Annotated in this window: 15 protein-coding genes; 5 read left to right on the top strand and 10 right to left on the bottom strand. The window is 73.9% G+C overall.

Going from position 1 to position 20,516, the window contains the following annotated elements:
- Window positions 1-145: 145 nt before the first annotated feature.
- The gene (locus Y09_RS11675) at window positions 146-1,360 is read right to left on the bottom strand and encodes a glycoside hydrolase family 3 N-terminal domain-containing protein (protein ID WP_053917865.1); all 1,215 of its coding nucleotides are present in this window, start codon (window positions 1,358-1,360) and stop codon (window positions 146-148) included.
- A gap of 77 nt (window positions 1,361-1,437) precedes the next feature.
- On the opposite strand from Y09_RS11675, the gene Y09_RS11670 reads away from it, so the two are divergent.
- The 3 genes from Y09_RS11670 to Y09_RS11660 are packed head-to-tail and all read left to right on the top strand — an operon-like array spanning window position 1,438 to window position 5,825.
- Entirely contained in the window at window positions 1,438-2,025 is a 588-nt protein-coding gene (locus Y09_RS11670) for a hypothetical protein (RefSeq protein WP_053917864.1), read from the top strand.
- Between the two features lie 50 nt (window positions 2,026-2,075).
- Window positions 2,076-4,301, top strand: coding sequence for a prolyl oligopeptidase family protein (locus Y09_RS11665; RefSeq protein WP_053917875.1), 2,226 nt, complete (start codon window positions 2,076-2,078; stop codon window positions 4,299-4,301).
- A 39-nt stretch (window positions 4,302-4,340) separates the two neighbouring features.
- Entirely contained in the window at window positions 4,341-5,825 is a 1,485-nt protein-coding gene (locus Y09_RS11660) for an alpha/beta fold hydrolase (protein WP_053917863.1), read from the top strand.
- A 57-nt stretch (window positions 5,826-5,882) separates the two neighbouring features.
- Here Y09_RS11660 and Y09_RS11655 read toward each other — a convergent pair whose 3' ends face one another.
- Entirely contained in the window at window positions 5,883-7,313 is a 1,431-nt protein-coding gene (locus Y09_RS11655; protein WP_234695710.1) for a DUF2079 domain-containing protein, read from the bottom strand.
- Window positions 7,314-7,378: 65 nt separating this feature from the next.
- Here Y09_RS11655 and Y09_RS11650 point away from each other — a divergent pair, with 65 nt between their 5' ends.
- On the top strand, window positions 7,379-8,203 hold the full coding sequence (locus Y09_RS11650; protein WP_053917862.1) for a hypothetical protein: 825 nt from the start codon (window positions 7,379-7,381) through the stop codon (window positions 8,201-8,203).
- Between the two features lie 246 nt (window positions 8,204-8,449).
- A complete protein-coding gene (locus tag Y09_RS18180) occupies window positions 8,450-11,131 on the top strand; it encodes a S8 family serine peptidase (protein WP_053917861.1) in 2,682 nt (893 codons plus the stop codon).
- An 84-nt stretch (window positions 11,132-11,215) separates the two neighbouring features.
- On the opposite strand, the gene Y09_RS11640 is transcribed toward Y09_RS18180, so the two are convergent.
- The 8 genes from Y09_RS11640 to Y09_RS11605 form a co-directional block, all read right to left on the bottom strand.
- Window positions 11,216-12,445, bottom strand: coding sequence for an exo-alpha-sialidase (locus tag Y09_RS11640; RefSeq protein ID WP_053917860.1), 1,230 nt, complete (start codon window positions 12,443-12,445; stop codon window positions 11,216-11,218).
- Window positions 12,442-13,674, bottom strand: a complete 1,233-nt coding sequence (locus Y09_RS11635) for an exo-alpha-sialidase (protein WP_053917859.1) — start codon at window positions 13,672-13,674, stop codon at window positions 12,442-12,444. Before Y09_RS11635 ends, Y09_RS11640 begins: the two co-directional genes overlap by 4 nt.
- Window positions 13,675-13,741: 67 nt before the next feature.
- Window positions 13,742-14,881: a hypothetical protein gene (locus tag Y09_RS11630; protein WP_053917858.1), complete on the bottom strand. Its 1,140-nt coding sequence runs from the start codon at window positions 14,879-14,881 to the stop codon at window positions 13,742-13,744.
- Between the two features lie 48 nt (window positions 14,882-14,929).
- On the bottom strand, window positions 14,930-15,625 hold the full coding sequence (locus Y09_RS11625) for an N-acetylmannosamine-6-phosphate 2-epimerase (RefSeq protein ID WP_053917857.1): 696 nt from the start codon (window positions 15,623-15,625) through the stop codon (window positions 14,930-14,932).
- Window positions 15,622-16,680, bottom strand: coding sequence for an ROK family protein (locus Y09_RS11620; RefSeq protein WP_053917856.1), 1,059 nt, complete (start codon window positions 16,678-16,680; stop codon window positions 15,622-15,624). The genes Y09_RS11625 and Y09_RS11620 overlap by 4 nt, the downstream gene beginning before the upstream one ends.
- Entirely contained in the window at window positions 16,673-17,620 is a 948-nt protein-coding gene (locus Y09_RS11615) for a dihydrodipicolinate synthase family protein (protein WP_053917855.1), read from the bottom strand. The genes Y09_RS11620 and Y09_RS11615 overlap by 8 nt, the downstream gene beginning before the upstream one ends.
- A gap of 44 nt (window positions 17,621-17,664) precedes the next feature.
- Window positions 17,665-18,495, bottom strand: coding sequence for an ABC transporter ATP-binding protein (locus Y09_RS11610; protein ID WP_053917854.1), 831 nt, complete (start codon window positions 18,493-18,495; stop codon window positions 17,665-17,667).
- A complete protein-coding gene (locus Y09_RS11605) occupies window positions 18,492-20,516 on the bottom strand; it encodes a dipeptide/oligopeptide/nickel ABC transporter permease/ATP-binding protein (protein WP_053917853.1) in 2,025 nt (674 codons plus the stop codon). The genes Y09_RS11610 and Y09_RS11605 overlap by 4 nt, the downstream gene beginning before the upstream one ends.

Raw genomic sequence — 20,516 nt, 5'->3', positions numbered from 1 at the left:
ACCGATGCAGTGATCATCTGAAACCGCCATATAGGCGTACCGGCACGCCGTACGCCAGCAACTGACCATGCCTGTCGGCAGCGGGCGGCACGCGCCGTGCTCCTGGAACTCGCCGATGGTGGTCCCGTCCAGACCCGCCGCCCGGTCACAGCAGCCCTAGCTCCTCCTTCAGGGCGAGCATCCGGCCGGCGGACTCCCGCACCCGCTGCTCCTGCTCCTCGCCACGCCCGGCCCACTCCTCGATCGCGTCGACGAGCTCGCCGGTCAGTGACGGGTCGGCGGTGAGCACTGCGTCGCCGCCCGCCTCGAGCAGCCGGGTCGCGCGCTCGGCGACGGGGACGTCGGCGACGGCCTGCGCAGCGCCGATGTCGTCGGTGACCACGAGTCCCTCGAAGTCGAGTCCGCCGCGCAGCAGGTCCTGGATCGCGGCGGCGGAGAACATCGCCGGGACGTCCGGCTCGATCCGCGGGTAGATCGCGGAGGACATCATCACCAGCTGCGCGCCGGCGTCGATCCCGGCACGGAAGGACTCGAGGAACGGGTCCTCGGGCCCGGTGGTCGCATCCTCGATCCCCTCGGCGGAGAAGTCGGTGTTCTGCTCCACGCGGCCCAGGCCCGGGAAGTGCTTCAGCGTCGCGCCGATGCCCTGCTCGGACAGCGCCTCGACCGCGGTGGTCACGCAGTCGGCGACCTGCTCGGGATCGGTGCCGAAGCCGCGGTCCAGCCCGCCCACGGGCTCGTTCGCATCGCCGAGCTCCGGGTCGACGACGTCGGCGACGGGGGAGAGGGCCACGTGCAGCCCCCGCGCGGAGAGGTCCTCGCCGATGCTCGTGTACGCGTCTGCGACCGCCCGCGGGCCCTCGGCGCCGAGGGTCTCGGCCGAGGCCGTCTCCCGTGCCGCGTCGCCCCGCAGCATCCGCACCTGGCCGCCCTCCTGGTCCACGGCCAGCAGCGGCGGCAGCTCGGGGCGGGCGAGCGCGAGGGCGGAGTCGACGACGGCGTCGACCTGCTCGGCGCTCTCCCACACCTGCAGCAGGAAGATCCCTCCGGCGTGGTGCTCCTCGAACGTCGCGGGCGGGATCTCGGAGCCGGCGGCGATGCCGACGAGGACCAGCTGCCCGGCGATCTCGCGCGGCGAGAGACCCTCGAGCAGGCGCTCGGCGACGCTCGGCGGGGCGGTCGTCGTCGGCTCCTCGCCGTCGGACGGGTCGCGGTCGGACGGGGCGGTGCCGCCGTCACCGCCGTCGGAGGGGGCCGCGCCCCCGCCGTCGCTGCCCGGGGACGCGGGGTCCTCCTCAGGGGAGGTGCAGGCGGCGAGAGCGGCCGCGGGGGCGAGGGCGAGCAGGTGACGACGTCGCATCCCGCCAGTGTTCCATGCACGCAGCGGGCCCGTCGGACCGGGTCCCCGGGCCCGACGCTCGCCGTATCGTGTCCTCCATGAGCGACCAGATCCTCCCGCAGGACCATCCGCACGCCGCGCGGCTCGAGAACGGCACCGGCACCTCGCTGGCCGAGTGGACGGACCGGCTCGACGCGGCCGGCGGGCGCGACCTCGACCACACCGCGATCGCACGGATGCTGGTGCAGCGGTGGGAGGTCGAGGAGTGGTGGGCGCAGGGCGTCACCGTCGCCTACGAGCAGGTGATCGGGCGCCGCGTGGTGGGGCAGAGCTGCGACGGGGACTTCTCCGCCTCCGCCTCCCGCACCGTGCCCGGCACGCCGACGCAGGTGCGCGACCGCTGGGACGCGTTCATGACCGATGCCCGCCGCGACGGCCTCGGTCTCGAGGAGCCCTCGCTCAGCTACACCGCGACGTGGCGCTACTGGCGCGCGGCCGTCGCCGACGGCAGCCGCGTCTCGGTGAACATCACCGCGAAGGACGAGGGGCGCAGCACCCTCGGCATCGAGCACAAGGGCCTGGAGACGGCCGACGCGCGGACCGCCTGGAAGGACGCCTGGAAGGGCGTGCTCGGCGAGTTCACCGCGCTTCCCGCCACGACGAGCACCGGGCAGGGCGACCGGTGACGGACCCCGCCCCCACGACCGACCGGACCACGACCACGGAGATCCCCTCGATGACCGACAGCACCGATCAGGCCGAGCACACCGCGCAGCTCCCCGCCCCCGACGGCAGCACCGACCCGCACGCCTGGCTGGAGGACGTCACCGGCGAGGAGGCGCTGGACTGGGTGCGCGAGCGCAACGCCCGCGCCGAGTCCGCGCTGGAGAGCGTCCAGGACCCCGCCGATCCCGACGGCGCCCCGCTCGCGGAGACCCTGCAGGGGCAGATCCGGGAGATCCTCGACGCGAAGGACCGCATCCCCGGCGTCGTCAAGCGCGGCGAGCACCTCTACAACGTCTGGACCGACGCCGAGCACGAGCGCGGGCTGTGGCGACGCACCACGATGGAGTCCTACCGCACGGACGAGCCCGAGTGGGAGATCCTGCTGGACGTCGACGCGCTGAACGAGGCCGAGGGCGAGGACTGGGTGTGGCACGGCGCGCGCCTGCTCCGCCCCGCGGGCCTGGCCGACGGGGAGCCCTACCGCCGCGCCCTGGTCGCGCTCTCCCACGGCGGGTCCGACGCGGACGTCACGCGCGAGTTCGACCTCGAGACCCTCTCCTTCGTCCCCGAGTCCGAGGGCGGCTTCGTGCGTCCCGAGGCCAAGGGCTCGCTGTCCTGGATCGACGAGGACACCGTCTGGGCCTGCACCGACTTCGGCGAGGACACCATGACCAGCTCCGGCTATGCCCGTCAGGCCCGGATCTGGCGGCGCGGCACGGCGCTCGCCGACGCGGAGCTCGTCCACGAGATCCCCGCCTCGGACATGGCGGTCTTCGCCGCGCACGACCACACCCCCGGCTGGGAGCGGGACTGGATCGTCGAGGCGCACGCCTTCTACGATCAGACCGTGCACGTCGTGGACCGCTCCGAGGACCCGCCGGAGCTGACGAGGATCGAGGTGCCCCGCGACCTCGAGGCGACCGCCCACCGCGACCTGGGCATCTTCAGCCCGCGCAGCGACTGGCAGGTGGGGGAGGACGTCTACCCGGCCGGCTCCCTCGTCGTCGGCGACTTCGCCCGCTTCCAGGCGGGCGAGCCGGAGCTGCACATGCTCTTCGAGCCCACCGCCTCCACCTCCCTCGCGGGCATGACCATCACCCGCACCGCCGTGGTCCTCTCCATCCTCGAGGACGTCGTGCACCGCCTCGAGGTCCACACCCGCGACGAGCACGGGCAGTGGGTGCGCCGAGATCTGTACCCCGAGCTGCGCGGCTCGATCGGCGTCTCCGCGGTCGACGCCGACGAGAGCGACGAGATCTGGGTGACCGTCACCGACTTCATCGAGCCGACCGCCCTGCTGCTCGGGGACCTCGCCGAGGTCGCCGGCGGCGGTGAGCCGACGGACCTCGAGCCGGTGAAGTCCGCCCCGGCCCGCTTCGACGCCGAGGGGCTCGAGGTCACCCAGCACTTCGCCACCAGCGACGACGGCACGCGCATCCCGTACTTCGAGATCTCGCAGAGTCGGGGAGACCGGGCAGCGAACTCTCCACGACCCACCCTGCTGTACGGCTACGGCGGCTTCGAGATCTCCCTGACCCCGTCCTACCTCGGCGCGATCGGGAAGACCTGGCTCGAGCGGGGCGGCACCTACGTGCTCGCCAACATCCGCGGCGGCGGCGAGTACGGCCCCGCCTGGCACCAGGCGGCGCTGAAGGAGGAGCGCCACCGCGCCTACGAGGACTTCTCCTCGGTCGCGAAGGACCTCGTCGAGCGGGGCGTCACCGACCGCGAGCACCTCGCGGTGCGCGGCGGCTCCAACGGCGGCCTGCTCACCGGGAACATGCTCACCCAGTACCCGGAGCTGTTCGGCGCGGTGATCATCCAGGTGCCGCTGCTGGACATGAAGCGCTACAGCCACCTGCTCGCCGGAGCCTCGTGGATGGCGGAGTACGGCGACCCCGACACCGAGGACTGGGAGTTCGTGCGCACCTTCAGCCCGTACCACCTGCTCTCCGAGGAGCGGGCGGCGGACTACCCGCCCACCTTCGTGCTCACCTCCACGCGCGACGACCGCGTCCATCCCGGCCACGCCCGGAAGTTCACCGCGGCGCTCGAGTCGCTGGGCGCCGACGTGCGCTCCTGGGAGAACATCGAGGGCGGGCACGGCGGCGCGGCGAACAACGAGCAGGCGGCGCGGATGAACGCGCTGCTGTACACCTTCCTGTGGGACACGATCGGCGGCGGCTCGACGGGCGTCGCTTCGTCGGGCGCCGGTGCGACGGGTGACGACACATGAGACGCGCCGAGCCGCGACGGGACCGATGAGAGGACGGCGATGAGCGAGGAGCCCTGCACCTCCCGGACCCCCACGTCCGGGCTGCCGGCCCTGCCCCTGCCCCGGCGGATCGCGCCCTGGGCACGGCCGGTCGAGATCATCGAGCGCGCCACCCAGGACGAGCTGCTGCAGATCCGCAACGATCTCATGACCGTCTACCGCGAGGTGGAGGGGGAGGGGCCGGAGCTGTTCCCGTTGCGCTACGCCCGCGCGACCCCGCGCCGTCCCCGCCGGGTGCGGGGAGCGGACGGGAGCCCCCCGCCCGAGTCCCTGACCCCCGAGGTGCCGGTCCTGATCCTGCCCGACGGTCCCGCACGGGCCTCGGTGCTGCCCTATGACGTGCTGCGCCGCAGCCTCGCCGCGCGCGGGGTGGACGTGCTGATGATGGAGCATCGCGGCGTCGGCTTCTCCCGGCTGGATGCCGTCGGGGAGGACCTGCCCGCCCGGGCGATCACGCTGCGGGAGGTGGTGCGGGACGTGCTCGCCGTGCTCGACCGCGCCGGCGTCGAGCGGGCGGCGCTCGTCGGCACCGGCTACGGCGCCCAGCTCGCCCAGATCCTCGCGATCCTGCACCCGGAGCGGGTGCACTCCCTGGTGCTGGACTCCCCGCGCAGCGCCGCGACCGACGAGCTGGTCGCCCAGCGACGTCTGCGCGAGCTGTACTGGGACGGCGGCGAGGCGACCACCTCGTCCACCGCCGCCGTGCTGCGCCGCCTCGCCGCGGAGGGGAAGGTGGAGGCCTCCCGCGCCGGCCCCGTCGTGCTCGCCGTCCACGAGCACGGAGGACCGGCCGCGGTGCGCGATCTCGTGGACCTGCTCGCCGTCGGTCGCGGCTCCCTGACCTGGTCCAGCGTGCGGAAGGTGCTGAACCGGGCCTGGCTCGAGTCGACCCCGTTCGTGGTCGAGCACGACCTCGTGGCCCGTCTCGTGCACACGGAGCTCGGGTACGGGGCGTACGCCGACGGGGGACCGCTGGACCCGCTGCTGCTCACGGGCGAGGAGCGCCGGGCCGTGCCGCCCTTCGCGCGCGAGCCGATCGACCTGCACGCCCTCGCCCCCGCGATCACCGCCCCGACCCTGGTGATCTCGGGGAGCCAGGACCTGGTCAGCCCGACGCGGGTCGCCCGGGAGGTCGCCGGGCGGATCCCCGGCGCGCAGCTGCTGGAGATCCGCGGCGCGGGCCACTCGATGCTCGACACCCGCAGCCGCATCCTCCAGATCGCGGCGCGCTGGAGCGCCTGCGGGGTCGCGCACCGGCTGCCCGAGTACGCCGCGGAGCTCGCGGCGCTGCCGGTCTCCGCGACCGACCGGGCCCTCTCGCGGGGCCTGCAGATCGCGCTGGCGGCGGAGCGGCACTCGCCGTGGCGGCTCCGGCTCGAGTCCGCGCGGGCGGAGCGGGAGCGGCACCTGCTGGAGCGAGCGCAGGCGACCTCCCGAGGTCAGCGGGGCCGACGCACCGGCACCGTCCGTGAGGACCCGATCTGACGAGCACCGCCGGCCCGGCCTGACGAGACCTGACCACCCTGCCTTCCGGTGCGCGGCTCAGGCCCGGCAGGCCACCGTGAAGCCGCCCTCGTCGAACACCGCCCGGTACTCGGCACCCCACCTCTGCTGCGCCCAGACCGCGAGGTCATCGGGCGGCATCGAGTTCCAGGAGAACGCGTACCAGTCCCCGAGCACGCAGTCGGGGACGCGGTCGTTCGGGCCGTGCAGCCACTGCACGTCGTGGTCGGGCACGGCCTGGGCGAGGAGCGTGATGTCCGCCGCGAGGACCGCGTCGTCGGGCACCGCCTCGAGCGCGGCCTGCGCGGGCTCGGCCCGCCACGTCGGCTCCCACTGCTGCGGGCGCAGCACGTCCAGCACGGGCATCTGGGGGCCGAGCACCAGCGTGACCGCGGCGCACAGCGCGACCGCGGCGGTCCGCACCGGCCTGGGCGGCAGCGGCGCGTCGCGGCGCAGCCAGGCCGTGGCCCGTCCCGTGCGGCGGTCGCCGAGGGCGTCCAGCAGGGCCGCGAGTGCGATCGGCATGAGCACCGCGTTGTAGTGCCAGTACCAGTCCCAGTAGAACTCGACCGTCCCGGTGAAGCGCCATGCGAGGGTCGGCACCATCAGCCAGATCAGCGGCGAGCGGGCGCCGATCCCGCCGGCGAGCGCGAGGAGCATCAGCACGGTCAGCCACTTCACCGGCGGCCAGACCACCTCCAGCGGCGAGCCGAGGTTGTCGGTGTAGTCGTACTGCCCGGCGGTGTTCAGCGCCGGGAGGATCACGAAGGTCGCCAGCACGAACCATGCCGCGCCCCAGGAGGCGAGCAGCGCGCCGAGCGGGCGGTGCTGCCGGCCCCGCAGCGCGATCACGAGTCCGAGCATCGCGACGGTCAGCCCCAGATCCTCCTTGACCAGCACCAGCGGCGCGGCCCACAGCGACGCGGCGAGCACTCTGCCCCGCAGCAGGGCGGTCAGCGAGAAGGCCAGCAGGGGCACGGCGAGCGCGATCTCGTGGAACTGCACCGCCGCCGCGGACTGCAGCCCGAAGGAGAAGACGTAGGCGGCGCCCGCGACCGTGCCGAGGCCCACTCCGAGCCGGTCGATCGCGAGACGGGTCAGCGGGATCGCGGAGATCCCGAACAGCAGCGCCTGGGTCCACAGCAGCGCCTCGCCGCTGGGCCAGATCCACCACACCGGGGCCAGCAGCGCGAGCAGCGGATGGAAGTGGTCGCCCAGCAGGTTCACCGCATCGCCCTTGATCGGCACGATCGGAGCGCGCAGCTCCCCGTAGGCGCGGAGGAGCTGGGTGAAGATCCCCAGGTCCCAGGACTGCGCGACGAGGTTGCGGAACTGCTGGCTGCCCAGCAGACCGTAGGCGAGGGTGCCGGCGAGCGCGAGCAGCGCGGGCACCAGGAGGCGCAGGCGCGTCGGCTCGGCGGGCACGGGAGCTCGGCGCGCCCGGCGGGAGATCTCGGGTGCCTGGCTCACAGAGGAGAGGGTAGTCGCCGCGGACCGCACGTCGATCCCGCCCCGCGGGGCTCTAGACTCCGAGCATGATCTCGCTGACCAGGGCACGGATGCTCCGAGTCGTCGCCGGTGCCGGCGCCGTCGGGGCGCTGTCGCTCGTCGAGCCGCGCCGGCTGGGTCCGCTCGCGCACGGTGCCTACCGGGTGGGCGTCGCCGCGGCGACCGCCGCGCTCGTCGCGGACTCCTCCCGCTACGACCTGCCGGTGCTGGACCCGGTGCGCGACGGCGTCGTCGCCGGCGGTGTGACGCTGGGGCTGATGGACGTGGTCGAGAGCTTCGACGCCCGGATGGTCGACGCCCTGCGCGGGCTCGGGATGACCCGGCCCCGCCTCGCGCTCGCGGCGCTGGGTGCGGCGGGCACCGCGGCCGTGATCGCGCTGCCCCACCTGGGGGACCCCGATCGCAGCTGGTCCCTGCGCGAGGAGACCTTCGGGGAGCACGCCGGGGTGCCGCTGCCCTCCGAGGCGCGGGCACTGATCGCCGCGCTCCTGGCCGATGCCCCGGGCGCCCCGGCCCCGCCGGGGGCGGAGGCGCTGCGAGAGCAGCTCGAGACCGCACGGGTCCTCGACACCGGCGGGGTGGGCGCGGACCTGCAGCTCGTGGTGGAGGACCCGCGGCGCCTCGCGGTGCCGCGCCAGCAGCAGTGGCCGGTGCGCGGCGAGTTCCTCCGCGGCGGGATCCGCTACGAGCTCGAGCTCCAGATCGACGGGGGACGGCTCGGGATGCTCTCGGTGATGGTCCCCGACGAGGAGCCCCGGCTCGAGCACGCCCTCTCCCAGCTCGCCTCCCCGGCCTTCGTGCTGCCCGATCCGGACCGGATCGCGCTGCGCCGGGAGACCGAGGCGCCCTGAGCCGGGAGATCGGTCCGCCCCGGCGTCGGCGGACGGGCCCCTGAGCCGTACCCCTTGAACGACCTCGCGGCCGCCGCCGGCGCGGATCCGTGACCTGATCGGGACCCTCCCTCCCGCAATCCGGTCGTTCGACTCCCGGTGAGGGGAGTCACATGATCAAATGGTGAGCGGCGGTGCGCACCGGACATCCCGGGGCGACCCTTCGCGCGCGCACTGTCCTCCCTCTCTCCTCGAAGGACGGCGCCGATGCCTCTGCCCAGACCAGATCTTCCCAGACCCCGCGGCCTGCTCGCGGCCTCCGCCGGCACGGCGCTCGTCGCCGGCATGCTGGTGAGCGCCCCCGCGCTCGCCGACGGCGAGACCCCCGAGAAGCTCGCCACCGCCGCCGAGCTCGGCGTCGAGGTCCCCACGGCCGACGAGCTCCGCGCCGCGGGGGAGACCACCGTCCCCGGCCGCTGGCTGGTCGAGGTCGAGGGGCAGCCCACGCTCCGCGGCGGCTCGAAGGCGTCGGCGACCGCCGCGCAGGAGACCGTGGCCGAGCGCGCCGAGGACGCCGCGATCCCGCTCGAGGTCCAGGAGAGCTTCACCACCGGCTGGAACGGCATGTCCGTCGAGATGGACGACGCCGATGCGCAGAAGCTCAGCGAGGTCGAGGGCGTGCGGGCCGTGTACCCCGTGCTCGAGGTCGCCGCCCCCGAGCCGGCCGACGCGACGCCCTCGGACGTCTACGGCAACGCGATGACCGGCGTGGACCAGGTCCAGCAGGTCGACGGCCTCAGCGGCGAGGGAGTCACCGTCGCGGTGATCGACTCCGGCATCGACTACAACCATCCCGATCTCGGCGGCTCCGGCGTGGACGACGAGACGAAGGACTTCCCGAACGACCGCGTCGTCGGCGGCTACGACCTCGTCGGCGACGCCTACGACTCCCGCACCGGTGAGGCCCCCGTCCCCGACGAGTTCCCCGACGACTGCGGCGGCCACGGCTCCCACGTCGCCGGCATCATCGGCGCCGACGGCGAGGTCGTCGGCGTGGCCCCGAAGGTCGACCTGCTCTCCTACCGCGTGTTCGGCTGCGAGGGCTCCAGCGACACCGAGGTGATCCTCGAGGCGATGGAGCGGGCGATGGACGACGGCGCGGACGTGGTCAACATGTCCCTCGGCGCCTCCTTCATGACCTGGCAGGACTACCCGACCGCGCAGATGGTCGAGACGCTCGTCGACGACGACGTCACCGTGGTCATCTCCGCGGGCAACGAGGGGGCCGCGGGCCTGTTCTCGAGCGGCGCCCCGGGCGTGGCCGAGAGCGCGATCACCGTCGCCTCCGTCGACAACACCCACCGCTCCGCGCCCTTCGCGACCGCGGGCGGGGCCGACCGGCCCTACTCGGCCGCGACCGGCTCGCCGCAGCCGCCGACCTCCGGCGAGCTCGCCCTCGTTGCCGCCGGCGCTCCCGGCACCCCCGCCGCGCAGGCCTGTGACCCGGCGGCCGTGCCCGCCGCCGAGCCGGGCCAGGCCCTGCTCGTCGAGCGCGGCACCTGCGCGTTCCGCGAGAAGGCCGTCGCCGGCGAGCAGGCCGGCTACGACGCCGTGATCCTGTACGACAACGCCCCCGGCGTCGTGAACCCGACGGTCGAGGGTGATCCCGCGCTCACCGTCCCGGTCGTGATGCTCTCCCAGGCCGACGGCCTGGCCCTGCAGGAGGCGCTGGCGGCCGGCCCGGTCACCTGGGCCTGGCAGTCCGGTTCCACCACGGTCGAGAACGGGACCGGCGGTCTCGTCTCCGACTTCTCCTCCTACGGCCTGACCGCCGACCTCGACCTCAAGCCCGACGTCGCCGCGCCCGGAGGCTCGATCTGGTCGACGCTGCCGCTCGAGGGCGGCGGCCACGGCTCCATGTCCGGCACGTCGATGGCGGCGCCGCACGTCGCCGGCGCGGCCGCGCTGCTGCTGGAGGCGAAGCCCGACCTCGCCCCCGCGGACGTGAAGACCGCGATGATGAACACCGCCGACCAGCTCACCTGGTCGCTGCTGCCGGAGCAGGGCTATCTCGAGCCCGTCCACCGTCAGGGCGCGGGCATGCTGAACATGGTCGCCGCGGTGCACGCGACCTCGACCGTCACGACCCCGACGATCTCCCTCGGCGAGGGCGAGGCCGGGCCGAAGGACGTCACCCTGACGGTCACCAACGACTCCGCCGCCGAGAAGGTGTACGACGTCGGCTTCGAGAGCGGCGTCGCGACCGCGATCCCGACCAGCAACCCCGAGTTCTACACGGCCGAGGCGACCACCGGCACCTCCGCGGAGCAGGTGACCGTGCCCGCGCACGGCAGCGCGGAGGTCACCGTGACCCTCGGCGAGGACTTCGGGACGGACGGCCTCATCTACGGCGGCTGGATCACCCTGACCGGCGCCGATGACGACCTCGTGGTGCCCTTCGCCGGCCTCTCCGGCGACTACCAGGCCCTCACCGTCCTGGACGACCAGGGAATGGGCCTGCCCGGCCTCGGCGTCAGCGACGGCACCGGCAGCGTGCTGCTGGATCCCGAGGGCGGCCACACCTACACGATGGCCGACGGCGACGTGCCCTACCTCGCCTACGCCTTCGCGCTCCCGGCCGAGCGGCTCGAGATCTCGGCCTACCAGGTGCGGGCCAACGGGAAGCTCAAGGTCGTCAATCCCTCCATGGGCACGATCGACGCGACCGATCACCTGGGTCGTTCCCCCGAGCCCGAGCTGTTCGCCTGGGACGGCACCTTCTCGATGAAGAACCAGAAGTCCCGCAGCGTGAAGGACGGCGACTACGTCCTGGAGATGAAGGTCCTGAGGCCCCTCGGCGATCCGGAGAACCCGGAGCACTGGGAGACCTGGACCTCGCCGCAGTTCACGATCGACTACGCGAACCCGCGTCAGCCCGGGGCCCGCTGAGCCCGGCGAGACGCCACCTGAGGACGGGGCGGCGGCACCTCGATGGTGCCGCCGCCCCGTCCTCGTCGTCGTGCTCGCGCCAGGTCACTCCCCGGGCAGGTCCTCCGGCTCGAGCCGGGTGAAGCGGATCTCCCGCGCCTCGACCTCCCACAGGATCCCGATCGCTCCGCCGCCCAGCGGCTGGACGACCGAGTAGTCGAGGTTCCCGGGCTCGAACAGGCCCACCGGCTCCCAGGTCGCCCCGTCGTCGAGCGAGCGAGACAGGCTGCCGAGCCGCCGCGCGAAGGGATCGCGGCTGTTGGTGAACAGCAGCTCCTGCGCCCGCGGGTCCCCGGGCTGCGCCTCGGGGAAGCGCCGGGCGAGCTGGGCGTTGTTGCCCGGGTCGACGAGCTGCTCGTCGATCCCGCGGTCCTCCCAGGTCTCGCCGCCGTCGGAGGAGAGAGCGATGCGGCGGTGCCCGCCGCGCGCGTGATCGCGGGAGTTCAGCAGGATCCGCCCGTCGGAGAGCTCGACGATCGTGGTCTCGTCCATGTCCTCGCCCACGGGCTCGCCGCGATGCCAGCTCTCCCCGTGGTCGTCGGACCAGAGCACGAAGGAGCGCACGACTTCGCCGGACCCGTCGGCCGCGCTCTCGCTGTGGGCCGGGCCCTCTCCGTCGGCCGTGCCCTCTCCGTCGGCCGTGCCCTCGCCGTCTGTCGTGCCCGTGCCCGTGCCCTCGCCGGCGAGGAACCAGCCCGCGAACGGCTGGACCAGCCGTCCCGCACGGGGTCCCTGCCGCAGGCGCAGCCCCGTCCCGGAGGTGGGGAAGGCGGTGCGGATCAGGGCGGGCGGCGCGGCGACCGCGGTCACCGAGCGGTGGGTCCAGGTGCGGCCCCCGTCGGTGCTGGTGGAGACCGCGGAGCCCATCACGTCCCGGTCCGCGTCGTCCGTGCCGGCCGCGGCGTCCCACACCCCGCGATCCTTCGCATGGGTGTGGAAGACGTGCACCCGCCCGGCGGGCTCGTCGACGACGAAGCTCGGATCGCAGTACCAGTGACGGCCCGCACGGTCCGCCTCCCGCAGGGTCTCGAACCCCTCCCAGGTGAGGCCTCCGTCGAGGGAGCGGCGCTGGACCAGGCCCGTCGGGTCGGGGACGTCCTGGCCGGTCTCGCGGCCGTCGAAGGCGGCGAGCAGCTCGCCGCCGCCGAGATCGGCGAGGGCGACGATGCGGTACCGCGGCCACGGCCCCTCCCCGGCGCGGGCGAGGACCGTGGACGCACCGGTCAGCACCGGCAGCTCGGGCGTGGGGGAGGGGTCGTGGCCGAGGCGGATCATCGCGACAGGATCCAGTCCATGTCCAGGCGGGCGATCATGATCGTCTCCTGCTCGCCCTCGTAGGCGAGGAGGAACTCGTCCCGGCCCACGGGGATGATCACCGAGTACTGGCAGGCGCCGGGCGCGAAGACCCGCTTGCGCTCCCAGGACGCGCCGTCGTCGGTGGAGATCTCCACGGTCCCGTTCACGCGGTCGTTCGGGACGTGGTCGGCGTGTGAGAACAGCAGCACCTTCGCCTTCGCGGAGCCCTGCGGCGCGTCCGGGTAGGCGCGGGAGAGCTGGGCGTTGTTGCCCGGGTCCACGAGCGAGGGATCGCGGTGGAGGTCCTCCCAGGTCTCACCGCCGTCATGGCTGAGCGCCACCCAGCGCCGGCCGGTGCGCACGTTCTCGCGGGAGTTCATCATCAGGGTGCCGTCGGAGAGCTCGGCGACCTTGTTCTCGTCCATCTGCGTGCCGACCCGGGTGCCCATCTGCCAGGTCTCGCCGTGGTCGTCGGAGAACAGCGAGTAGGCGGAGACGTCCTGCCCGCCGGCGTCGTTGCGGAAGAAGCCCGCGTACTGCTGGACCAGGCGGCCCCTGTGCGCGCCGTAGCGCAGCTGGATGCCGGCGCCCGAGGAGGCGAACATGGCGCGGCAGTCCTCGGGCTTGGCGACCTCGGTGACCGAGCGGTGCTCCCACGTGAGCCCCGAGTCGTGGCTCACCGAGAGGTTCGCGCTGGTGACCATGCGGTCCTCGTCGTCGTTGCCGTACTCGCCGTTCCAGATGCCTGCGTCCTTCGAGTACACGCAGAACAGGAAGATCGTGCCGGTCTCGACGTCGACCACGTAGGAGGGGTCGGAGTAGCCGGTCTTCTCGCCGGGGACGGTGGACTCGTTCCCGGCGCGGACCACCTCGGGCTCGCCCCAGGTGCGGCCGCCGTCGGTGGAGCGGCGCTGCCAGATCGAGTTCGGGGCGGGGGCGTCGCCGTGCACGGGCCGCTTGTCGAAGGCGGCGAGCAGGTCGCCGTTCGGGGCGACGGCGAGGGCGGGGATGCGGAAGTTCGCCACCCCCCAGTCGCCGGGGGCGGCGAGGACCTGCTCCTCGTAGCTGCCCTGGCGGCGGCCGCGGTCCTTCACCGGGGGGAGGGCGGCGCCGGCCGGCGCCGCGGAGGCGCCTGCGGCTCCGGTGCCGAGGGCGGCGAGCGCGGCGGCGGTGCCGAGCATCCCGCGTCGGGTCATGCGTGCATCCATCGGGTGTTCTCCTTCGTGTGGTCCTGCCGACGGCAGGGACAGGGGTCCTTCAGGACTCGCCCCCATGTCAGGGGGCGAGGGCATCGGCCACGTCCCCGACGAGCACGGGGGCGTGGAGGTCACCGGCGTTCGACTGGTGACCGAGCAGGCGCACCGGCGCGCCGCCGTCCTGCGTGAGCCGCAGGTCGGACAGGGCGCAGCCGGTGAGGTACCAGACGCTCGCGGGCAGATCTCGCGCGGTGACGTCGGTGTACCAGAGCGTGTTGGCGCTGAAGGTCGGGGGCAGCACGCCCTCGATCATCACGCCGGGTCCCGGATCGCGGAGGGTGCCGCCGATCTCGAGCTCGAGATGTCGGGTCCAGCGCCGAGGGGTCTCGCCGTCGGAATGGTTCATCGTGCAGCCCGTGACGGCGCCGTGGCCCCAGCTGTCGCTCGCGCGCTCGCCGAAGGGGCTGGTCGCGCCGATCGAGTAGTACGCGCCATGGCAGCCGACGATCACGTTCCCCGACAGGGTCCAGTTGCCCGAGGAGTTCCAGACGGCGAGCCGGCACGCGGTGAACACGCTCGTGGTCAGCAGCGAGTACTCGCAGCGGTCCGCGGCGGAGAGCCCGATGCAGCAGGCCTCGAAGCGGCATCCGTGGACCTGCACCCCGTAGGAGAAGTAGTCGTCGGCCGGATCCCCGGTCGCGGCGATCCCGGCGCCCCGCCAGCCCAGCAGGTCGCAGTCCAGCACGCGCAGGTTCCGGGCACGGCGGGCCCGCAGCGCGGTGTGCGCGGCGTCGAACGGGACGTCGAGCGGGGGCGGCGTCCCGGCCTCCGGGGCGTAGCCCGGCTCTCCGTGCAGGCGCAGTCCGCGCAGCTTGACGTCCGAGGCGCCGTCGACCTCGAACAGGCCGTGTGCAGTGGAGGAGGCCGCCACGACAGCGCCGTTGCCCTCGATCAGCGTGCCCGTCGGGAGCCTGACCGGAGCCTCGAGCACGTACCGGGCCTCGGGCGCGAGCTGGACCCGCAGGGTGCGGGCGAGCACCGCGGCCCAATCGTCCTCTGGGCGCAGCACCGGCAGGCCGCGTGCGGGCGGGGCGGCGTCGGCGGCCGGGGAGGGCAGCGCCGCAGCGGCGAGACCGAGTCCGGCCGCACCGAGCCCGGCGAGCACCGCACCGCGGGGCAGGGCGGGGCCGGGCTCATGGGGGCGGTGGCTGTTCGGCATGGGGCTCCGATCGACGATGATCAGCAGGGGACGGCGCGGCGTGCGGGATCAGGCCTCGGTGACGGCCTCGCGGAACCAGCGGGTGATGCTGGTGGGATGGGTGATGGCGGTGCCGACGACGACGGCTCGCGCACCGGCGCTCTTCGCGGCGGCGGCCTGCTCGAGGGTGTGCACGCGGCCCTCGGCCACGAGCAGCGAGGTCTCGGGCAGGGTGCCCGCGAGCTCGCCGAGCAGGGCGAGGTCGGGGCCGGCGGTCCTCTCGCGGGCGGGCGTGTATCCGGCGAGGGTGGTGCCGATGATCTCGATGCCGAGCTCCGCGGCGCGGCGGGCGGAGTCGGCGCTGTCGCAGTCGGCCATCAGCGGGATGTCGCTGCGGGCGCGGATCGCCTCGACGGTCTCGGCGAGGCTGCGGCCGTCGGGGCGGGTCCGGTCCGTGGCGTCCAGGGCGAGGATGTCGGCGCCCGCGTCGATCACGGCGAGGGCGTGATCGAGGGTGGGGGTGATGAACACGCCCTCCTCGCCGTCCTTCCAGATCCCGATCACGGGCACGTCTACGGCGGCCCTGACCTGGCGGATGTCCGCGAGCCCCTGGGCGCGGACGGCGGAGGCGCCGCCCTGGGTCACGGCCGCGGCGACCTGCGCCATGGTGCCCGGATCGCGCATGGGCTCGCCGGGATAGGCCTGGCAGGAGACGATCAGGGTGCCCTCGAGCGCGGCGACGAGCGGCGGGAGCGGGGAGGTCATGAGGGGGTCCTTCCGGGGTGGGCGGTCTCGAGAGCGCGGACGGCGGCGCCGAGCAGGGCGGCGTGCGAGCCGGCGCTCGCGGGCAGCACGGGGGTCAGGGTGACGACGTCCATCGCCTCCTCGGCGATCCCCGCGTCCAGCGCCTCCCGCCAGGCGGGCACGTCCGCCTCGGCGACCCCGCCGGTGAGGGCGACGACGTCGGGGTCCAGGACGTTCAGCAGCGCGCCGAGCACCCGGCCGGTCGCGCGCCCGGCGCGGCGGTAGGCCTCGAGCGCGGCGCGGTCGCCGCGGGCGGCCGCGGCGGCGAGCTCCCGACCGTCCCGGGGCATGGCCGACGGGGTCGACGTGGGGGCGGGTGCACCGCCGGCGTCGGCCGCACCCAGCCGTTCTGCGAGGCGCACGATCCCCGGGCCGGAGGCGAGGCCCTCGAGATGCCCGGTGCGGCCGCAGGGGCAGGGCACGCCCTCCGCCCCCGGCACGGGGACATGGCCGACGTGCCCGGCGGCGCCGTGCGCGCCGACCACGGCCCGTCCGCCCTGCACCTGGCAGCCGCCGATCCCGGTGCCGACGGCCATCAGGAGCAGCGAGTCTCGTCCCCTGCCGGCCCCGAAGCGCGCCTCGCCGATCCCGTGCGCGTGCACGTCGTTGAGCACCGCGACCGGCACGCCGAACCGCTCCGCGAAGGGCGCGGACACGTCCGTGCCGGCCCAGCCGGTCAGGGAGTCGGTGGCGTGGGTGATGCGGCCGCGCGCCGTGTCCACGACCCCGGCCGTGGAGATCCCGACCGCGGCCACCGGGACGCCGTCGCGCACGCGCCCGGCGAGGTCGAGCGCCGCGCCGAGGATCGCCTCCGCGCCCTCGGCCGCAGGCGTCGGCACCTCCGCGACCCGCTCGAGCCGCGGCGACTGCGCGGCACTGTCGGCATCGCCCGTGCCCGCGCCGGACGCGTCGGCCGCGTGGCCCCCGGCCGCGGGCCCGCCGTCCTCGATGCCGTGGACGAGGGCGGCACGGATCTTCGTGCCGCCCAGGTCGAGGGCGAGCACCGGATCAGGCACCGGCGCCCGCTCCGTCCAGCAGGCCTGCGGCGGCGAGGATCTCGCGGATGCGGTCCACCGCCTCGCCCTCGATCGGCGTCATCGGGGTGGCCATGGTGTTGGTCGAGAAGACGCCCAGCTCGCGCAGCGCCGTCTTGAACGCGCCTACCCCCGCGGCCGGCCCCACCTTGTCGGTGGGCTGGAAGACGATCTCGAACAGCTGCGCCAGCCGGTCCTGCTCGGCGCGCACCTGCTCCCAGTCGCCGGCCTGTGCGGCCCGGTGCATGCGCACGTAGCCGGCCGGGTCCACGTTGCCGAGCCCCGGCACGGAGCCGTCGGCCCCGGCGAGATAGGCGCCGTCGACGACGACCTCGTGGCCGGTCAGCAGCGCGAGCGGGGAGCCCGCGGCACGATTGGCCGCCGCCAGGCGGCGGAAGGAGACGTCGTCGGCGCTGGAGTCCTTCACCCCGGTGATCACGCCGTCCTGGCCGAGCCGCAGCATCTGGGCGGGGGAGAGCTTGGTGTGCACGCAGACGGGGATGTCGTAGGCCCACAGCGGCCGCTCGGTCGCCGCGGCGACGGCGCGGAAGTGCCGCTCGATCTCCTCGGGGCCGGTCACCGCGTAGAACGGGGCGGTGGCCACGTAGCCGGCGAGGTCGAAGCGCTCCGCCGCGCGGACGTGCTGGATGACCCGGTCGGTCTGCATGTCGATCACGCCCGCGATCACGGGGACCTGCCCGGCGACGGTGCCGGTGACGGCCTCGAGGACCGCCTCGCGGCGCGCGTCGTCCCAGAAGGCGACCTCGCCGGAGGAGCCGAGGGCGAAGATGCCGTCGACCCCGCCCTCGAGCAGACGGCCGACGAGCCGCTCGAGCGAGGGCAGGTCGATCTCGCCCTCGGCGGTCAGGGGGGTCAGCAGCGGGGGGACGACGCCGGTCAGGGCGTGGGAGGCGGTGGTCATGGAGGGTCTCCTGGATGCGTCGGGGGTGCGTGCGGTGCGGTGGCTCAGAGCAGCGAGGGCGCTGCGGCGAGCAGGCTGCGGGTGTACTCGTCCCGCGCCTCGGTGAAGATGCGGTCGGTGGTGTCGTGCTCGACGACCCTTCCGCCGTTCATGACGATGATCGAGTCGGAGATGAAGCGGACCGTGCTCATGTCGTGGGAGATGAACACCAGGCCCAGTCCCAGCTCCCGCTTCAGATCGGTGAGCAGGTTCAGCACCTGGGCGCGGACGGACACGTCCAGTGCGCTGGTCGGCTCGTCCGCGACGATGATCTCCGGCTCCAGCGCGAGGGCGCGGGCGATCGCGACGCGCTGGCGCTGGCCGCCCGAGAGCTGCCGGGGCAGCACCTCGAGCGCCGACTGGGGCAGGCCCACCAGGTGCAGCAGCTCCCGCACCCGCGACAGGCGCGAGGCGTCGTCGCCGATGCCGTGCACCCGCAGCGGGTCCACGAGCGTCTCCCGCACCGGCAGGCGCGGGTTCAGCGCGGTCGAGGGGTCCTGGAAGACGACCGACACCTTCCGTCCCAGCTCCCGACGAGCGGCCCGGCCGTGCCGCAGCGGCGTCCCGTCGAAGAGGACCTCGCCCTCGGTGACAGGCTGCAGGCCGGTCATCACCCGGGCGAGCGTGGACTTGCCGGAGCCGGACTCGCCGACGATGCCGAGCACCTCGCCGCGGCGGACGGAGACGCTGACCCCGTCGACCGCGCGCAGGGTGTCCGGGCGGAGGATGCCGCCGGAGCGGAGGCGGTGCACGACGTGCACGTCGCGCAGCTCGATCGTCGGCGTCGCCCGGCGGGGGTCGCCGGCCCGGTCCGCGGCGTGGCTGGCGTCGGTCATCGCGATGCTCCTTCGAGGGGGCCGGGCAGCTCGCCCGTCGTGGACACGAGATGGTCGTCGGCCCCGGTGGCGACCAGGCGGGGCCGGGTCGTCGGATCGGCCGACGGGTCCAGCGAGCGCGGGGCGAAGCGGTCGCCGGGGGCGAAGTCGCGCGGCGAGGGCACCGTGCCCTGGACCTGGTGGAGCCGGGCGGCACCCGCCTCGATCGACAGCACCGAGCCGAGCAGCCCGCGGGTGTACTCGTGACGGGGATCGACGAGGATCTGGCGGTTGCTGCCCTGCTCCATGACCTGGCCCGCGTACATGACGGTGACGCGGTCGGCGAGCTGGGAGACCAGTGCCAGGTCGTGGCTGACGAACACCATCGCGAAGCCGAGCTCGTACTTCAGCCGGTTCAGCAGGTCCACGACCTGCTTCTGCACGGTGACGTCGAGAGCAGTGGTCGGCTCGTCGGCGATCACGAGCTTCGGGTCGCGCGTCAGGGCCATCGCGATGAGCACGCGCTGGCGCTGGCCGCCGGAGAGCTCGTGCGGGTAGGAGTTCAGCATCCGCTGGGGCTCCAGACCCACCAGCTCCAGCAGCTCCTCGGCGCTGCGGGTGCCGCCGCGCCGGGTCAGCTGCGCCATCTGGGAGCGGATCAGCATCGAGGGGTTCAGCGAGCTCAGCGCGTCCTGGTAGATCATCGCGATCTCGTGGCCGCGCAGGGCGTTGACCTGCTTGGGGGCGAGGGAGAGGAGGTCCTGGCCGTTCAGCAGCACCTTCCCGCTGATCCGGGCGGTGCGGGGCAGCAGCCCCATGACCGCCAGGCTCGCCACGGACTTGCCGGAGCCGGACTCGCCGACCAGGCCCATGGTCTCCCCGGGCCGCACCTGGAAGGAGATGCCGTCGAGGATGTCCACCTGGCCGTGCGCCTCGGGGAAGGCGACGCGCAGGTCCTGCACCTCGAGCAGCGGTGGGATCCCCGGATCGATCGCCGGCCGCTCGGGACGGGCCAGCTCGGCGGTGCGCAGCGCGGCGAGGGACTCGTGCAGCAGGCGCCGGGTCGTCTCCTCGTCGGTCACCCCGAGCACGTCGGGCTCGTCGGCGCCATCGGCAGCAGGGGTCTGCTCGGCCTGCTCCTCGAGCGCCTTCTCGTCGGTCTCGACGTCGACCTTCACCTTTACGCGCGGGCTCGCCATCGCGTCGGTGAGGCCCTCGGAGAGGATGTTCAGCGCGAGGGTGGTCAGCAGGATCATCAGGCCCGGGAAGAAGGTGGGCCACCAGTAGCCGGACAGCAGCAGCTGCTTGCCGTCGGAGAGGATGTTGCCCCACGACGGGTTCGGCGGCTGCACGCCCGCGTTGATGAAGGACAGCGAGGCCTCGAGCACGATCGCGTCGGCCACCAGCACGGTGGCGAACACCATGATCGGGGCGATGCAGTTGCGGGCGACGTGCTTGGCGAGGATCCAGGCGGTGGAGGCGCCCATGACCTGCGAGGCGGCGACGTAGTCCTCGCCGAACTGGGCGAGCACGTTGGCGCGCACCACGCGGGCCAGCTGCGGCACGTAGAGGAACGCGATCGCGAAGATCAGCACCGGCAGCGAGTTGCCGAACACGGCCACGAACACGGCCGCGAGCGCGATGCCGGGAAAGGACATGACCACGTCGAGCACGCGCATGACGATCTCGGCCAGGAGCTTCGCGCCGGTCGCGGCGATCGAGCCGATCACCGCGGCGGCCACCAGCGCGGCACCGGTGGCGGCCAGGCCGATCAGCAGCGAGGAGCGGGCGCCGTGGGCGACGCGGGAGAAGATGTCCCGCCCGATCGCGTCGGTGCCCATCCAGTGCTCGCCGCCGGGCGGCTGCACCGGCGTGCCGGTGGTGAGCGGGCCGTGCGGGGCGATCAGCGGCGCGAAGACGGCCAGGATCGCGAGCAGGACGAGGAAGACCACCGCGAGGCGGGAGGCCCAGGGCAGGGCGTTGAAGGGGGCCAGCGGGCTGCCGCTGACGGACTGGAGGCGGGATCCGAGCTTCGGTCGCAT

Origin of the sequence: Brachybacterium sp. SW0106-09 (assembly GCF_001293905.1) — a bacterium.
In the GTDB taxonomy this organism is placed as follows: Bacteria; Actinomycetota; Actinomycetes; order Actinomycetales; family Dermabacteraceae; genus Brachybacterium; species Brachybacterium conglomeratum.
Note: the sequence above shows the minus strand (reverse complement) of the source record. Positions and strands in the feature narration are given on the sequence as shown.

What these genes read in the sequence shown, in the direction of transcription:
- Y09_RS11675 (WP_053917865.1), bottom strand. Translation starts at nt 1,360, where the DNA reads ATGCGACGTCGTCACCTGCTCGCCCTCGCCCCCGCGGCCGCTCTCGCC.
- Y09_RS11670 (WP_053917864.1), top strand. Translation starts at nt 1,438, where the DNA reads ATGAGCGACCAGATCCTCCCGCAGGACCATCCGCACGCCGCGCGGCTC.
- Y09_RS11665 (WP_053917875.1), top strand. Translation starts at nt 2,076, where the DNA reads ATGACCGACAGCACCGATCAGGCCGAGCACACCGCGCAGCTCCCCGCC.
- Y09_RS11660 (WP_053917863.1), top strand. Translation starts at nt 4,341, where the DNA reads ATGAGCGAGGAGCCCTGCACCTCCCGGACCCCCACGTCCGGGCTGCCG.
- Y09_RS11650 (WP_053917862.1), top strand. Translation starts at nt 7,379, where the DNA reads ATGATCTCGCTGACCAGGGCACGGATGCTCCGAGTCGTCGCCGGTGCC.
- Y09_RS18180 (WP_053917861.1), top strand. Translation starts at nt 8,450, where the DNA reads ATGCCTCTGCCCAGACCAGATCTTCCCAGACCCCGCGGCCTGCTCGCG.
- Y09_RS11640 (WP_053917860.1), bottom strand. Translation starts at nt 12,445, where the DNA reads ATGATCCGCCTCGGCCACGACCCCTCCCCCACGCCCGAGCTGCCGGTG.
- Y09_RS11635 (WP_053917859.1), bottom strand. Translation starts at nt 13,674, where the DNA reads ATGGATGCACGCATGACCCGACGCGGGATGCTCGGCACCGCCGCCGCG.
- Y09_RS11630 (WP_053917858.1), bottom strand. Translation starts at nt 14,881, where the DNA reads ATGCCGAACAGCCACCGCCCCCATGAGCCCGGCCCCGCCCTGCCCCGC.
- Y09_RS11625 (WP_053917857.1), bottom strand. Translation starts at nt 15,625, where the DNA reads ATGACCTCCCCGCTCCCGCCGCTCGTCGCCGCGCTCGAGGGCACCCTG.
- Y09_RS11615 (WP_053917855.1), bottom strand. Translation starts at nt 17,620, where the DNA reads ATGACCACCGCCTCCCACGCCCTGACCGGCGTCGTCCCCCCGCTGCTG.
- Y09_RS11610 (WP_053917854.1), bottom strand. Translation starts at nt 18,495, where the DNA reads ATGACCGACGCCAGCCACGCCGCGGACCGGGCCGGCGACCCCCGCCGG.
- Y09_RS11605 (WP_053917853.1), bottom strand. Translation starts at nt 20,516, where the DNA reads ATGCGACCGAAGCTCGGATCCCGCCTCCAGTCCGTCAGCGGCAGCCCG.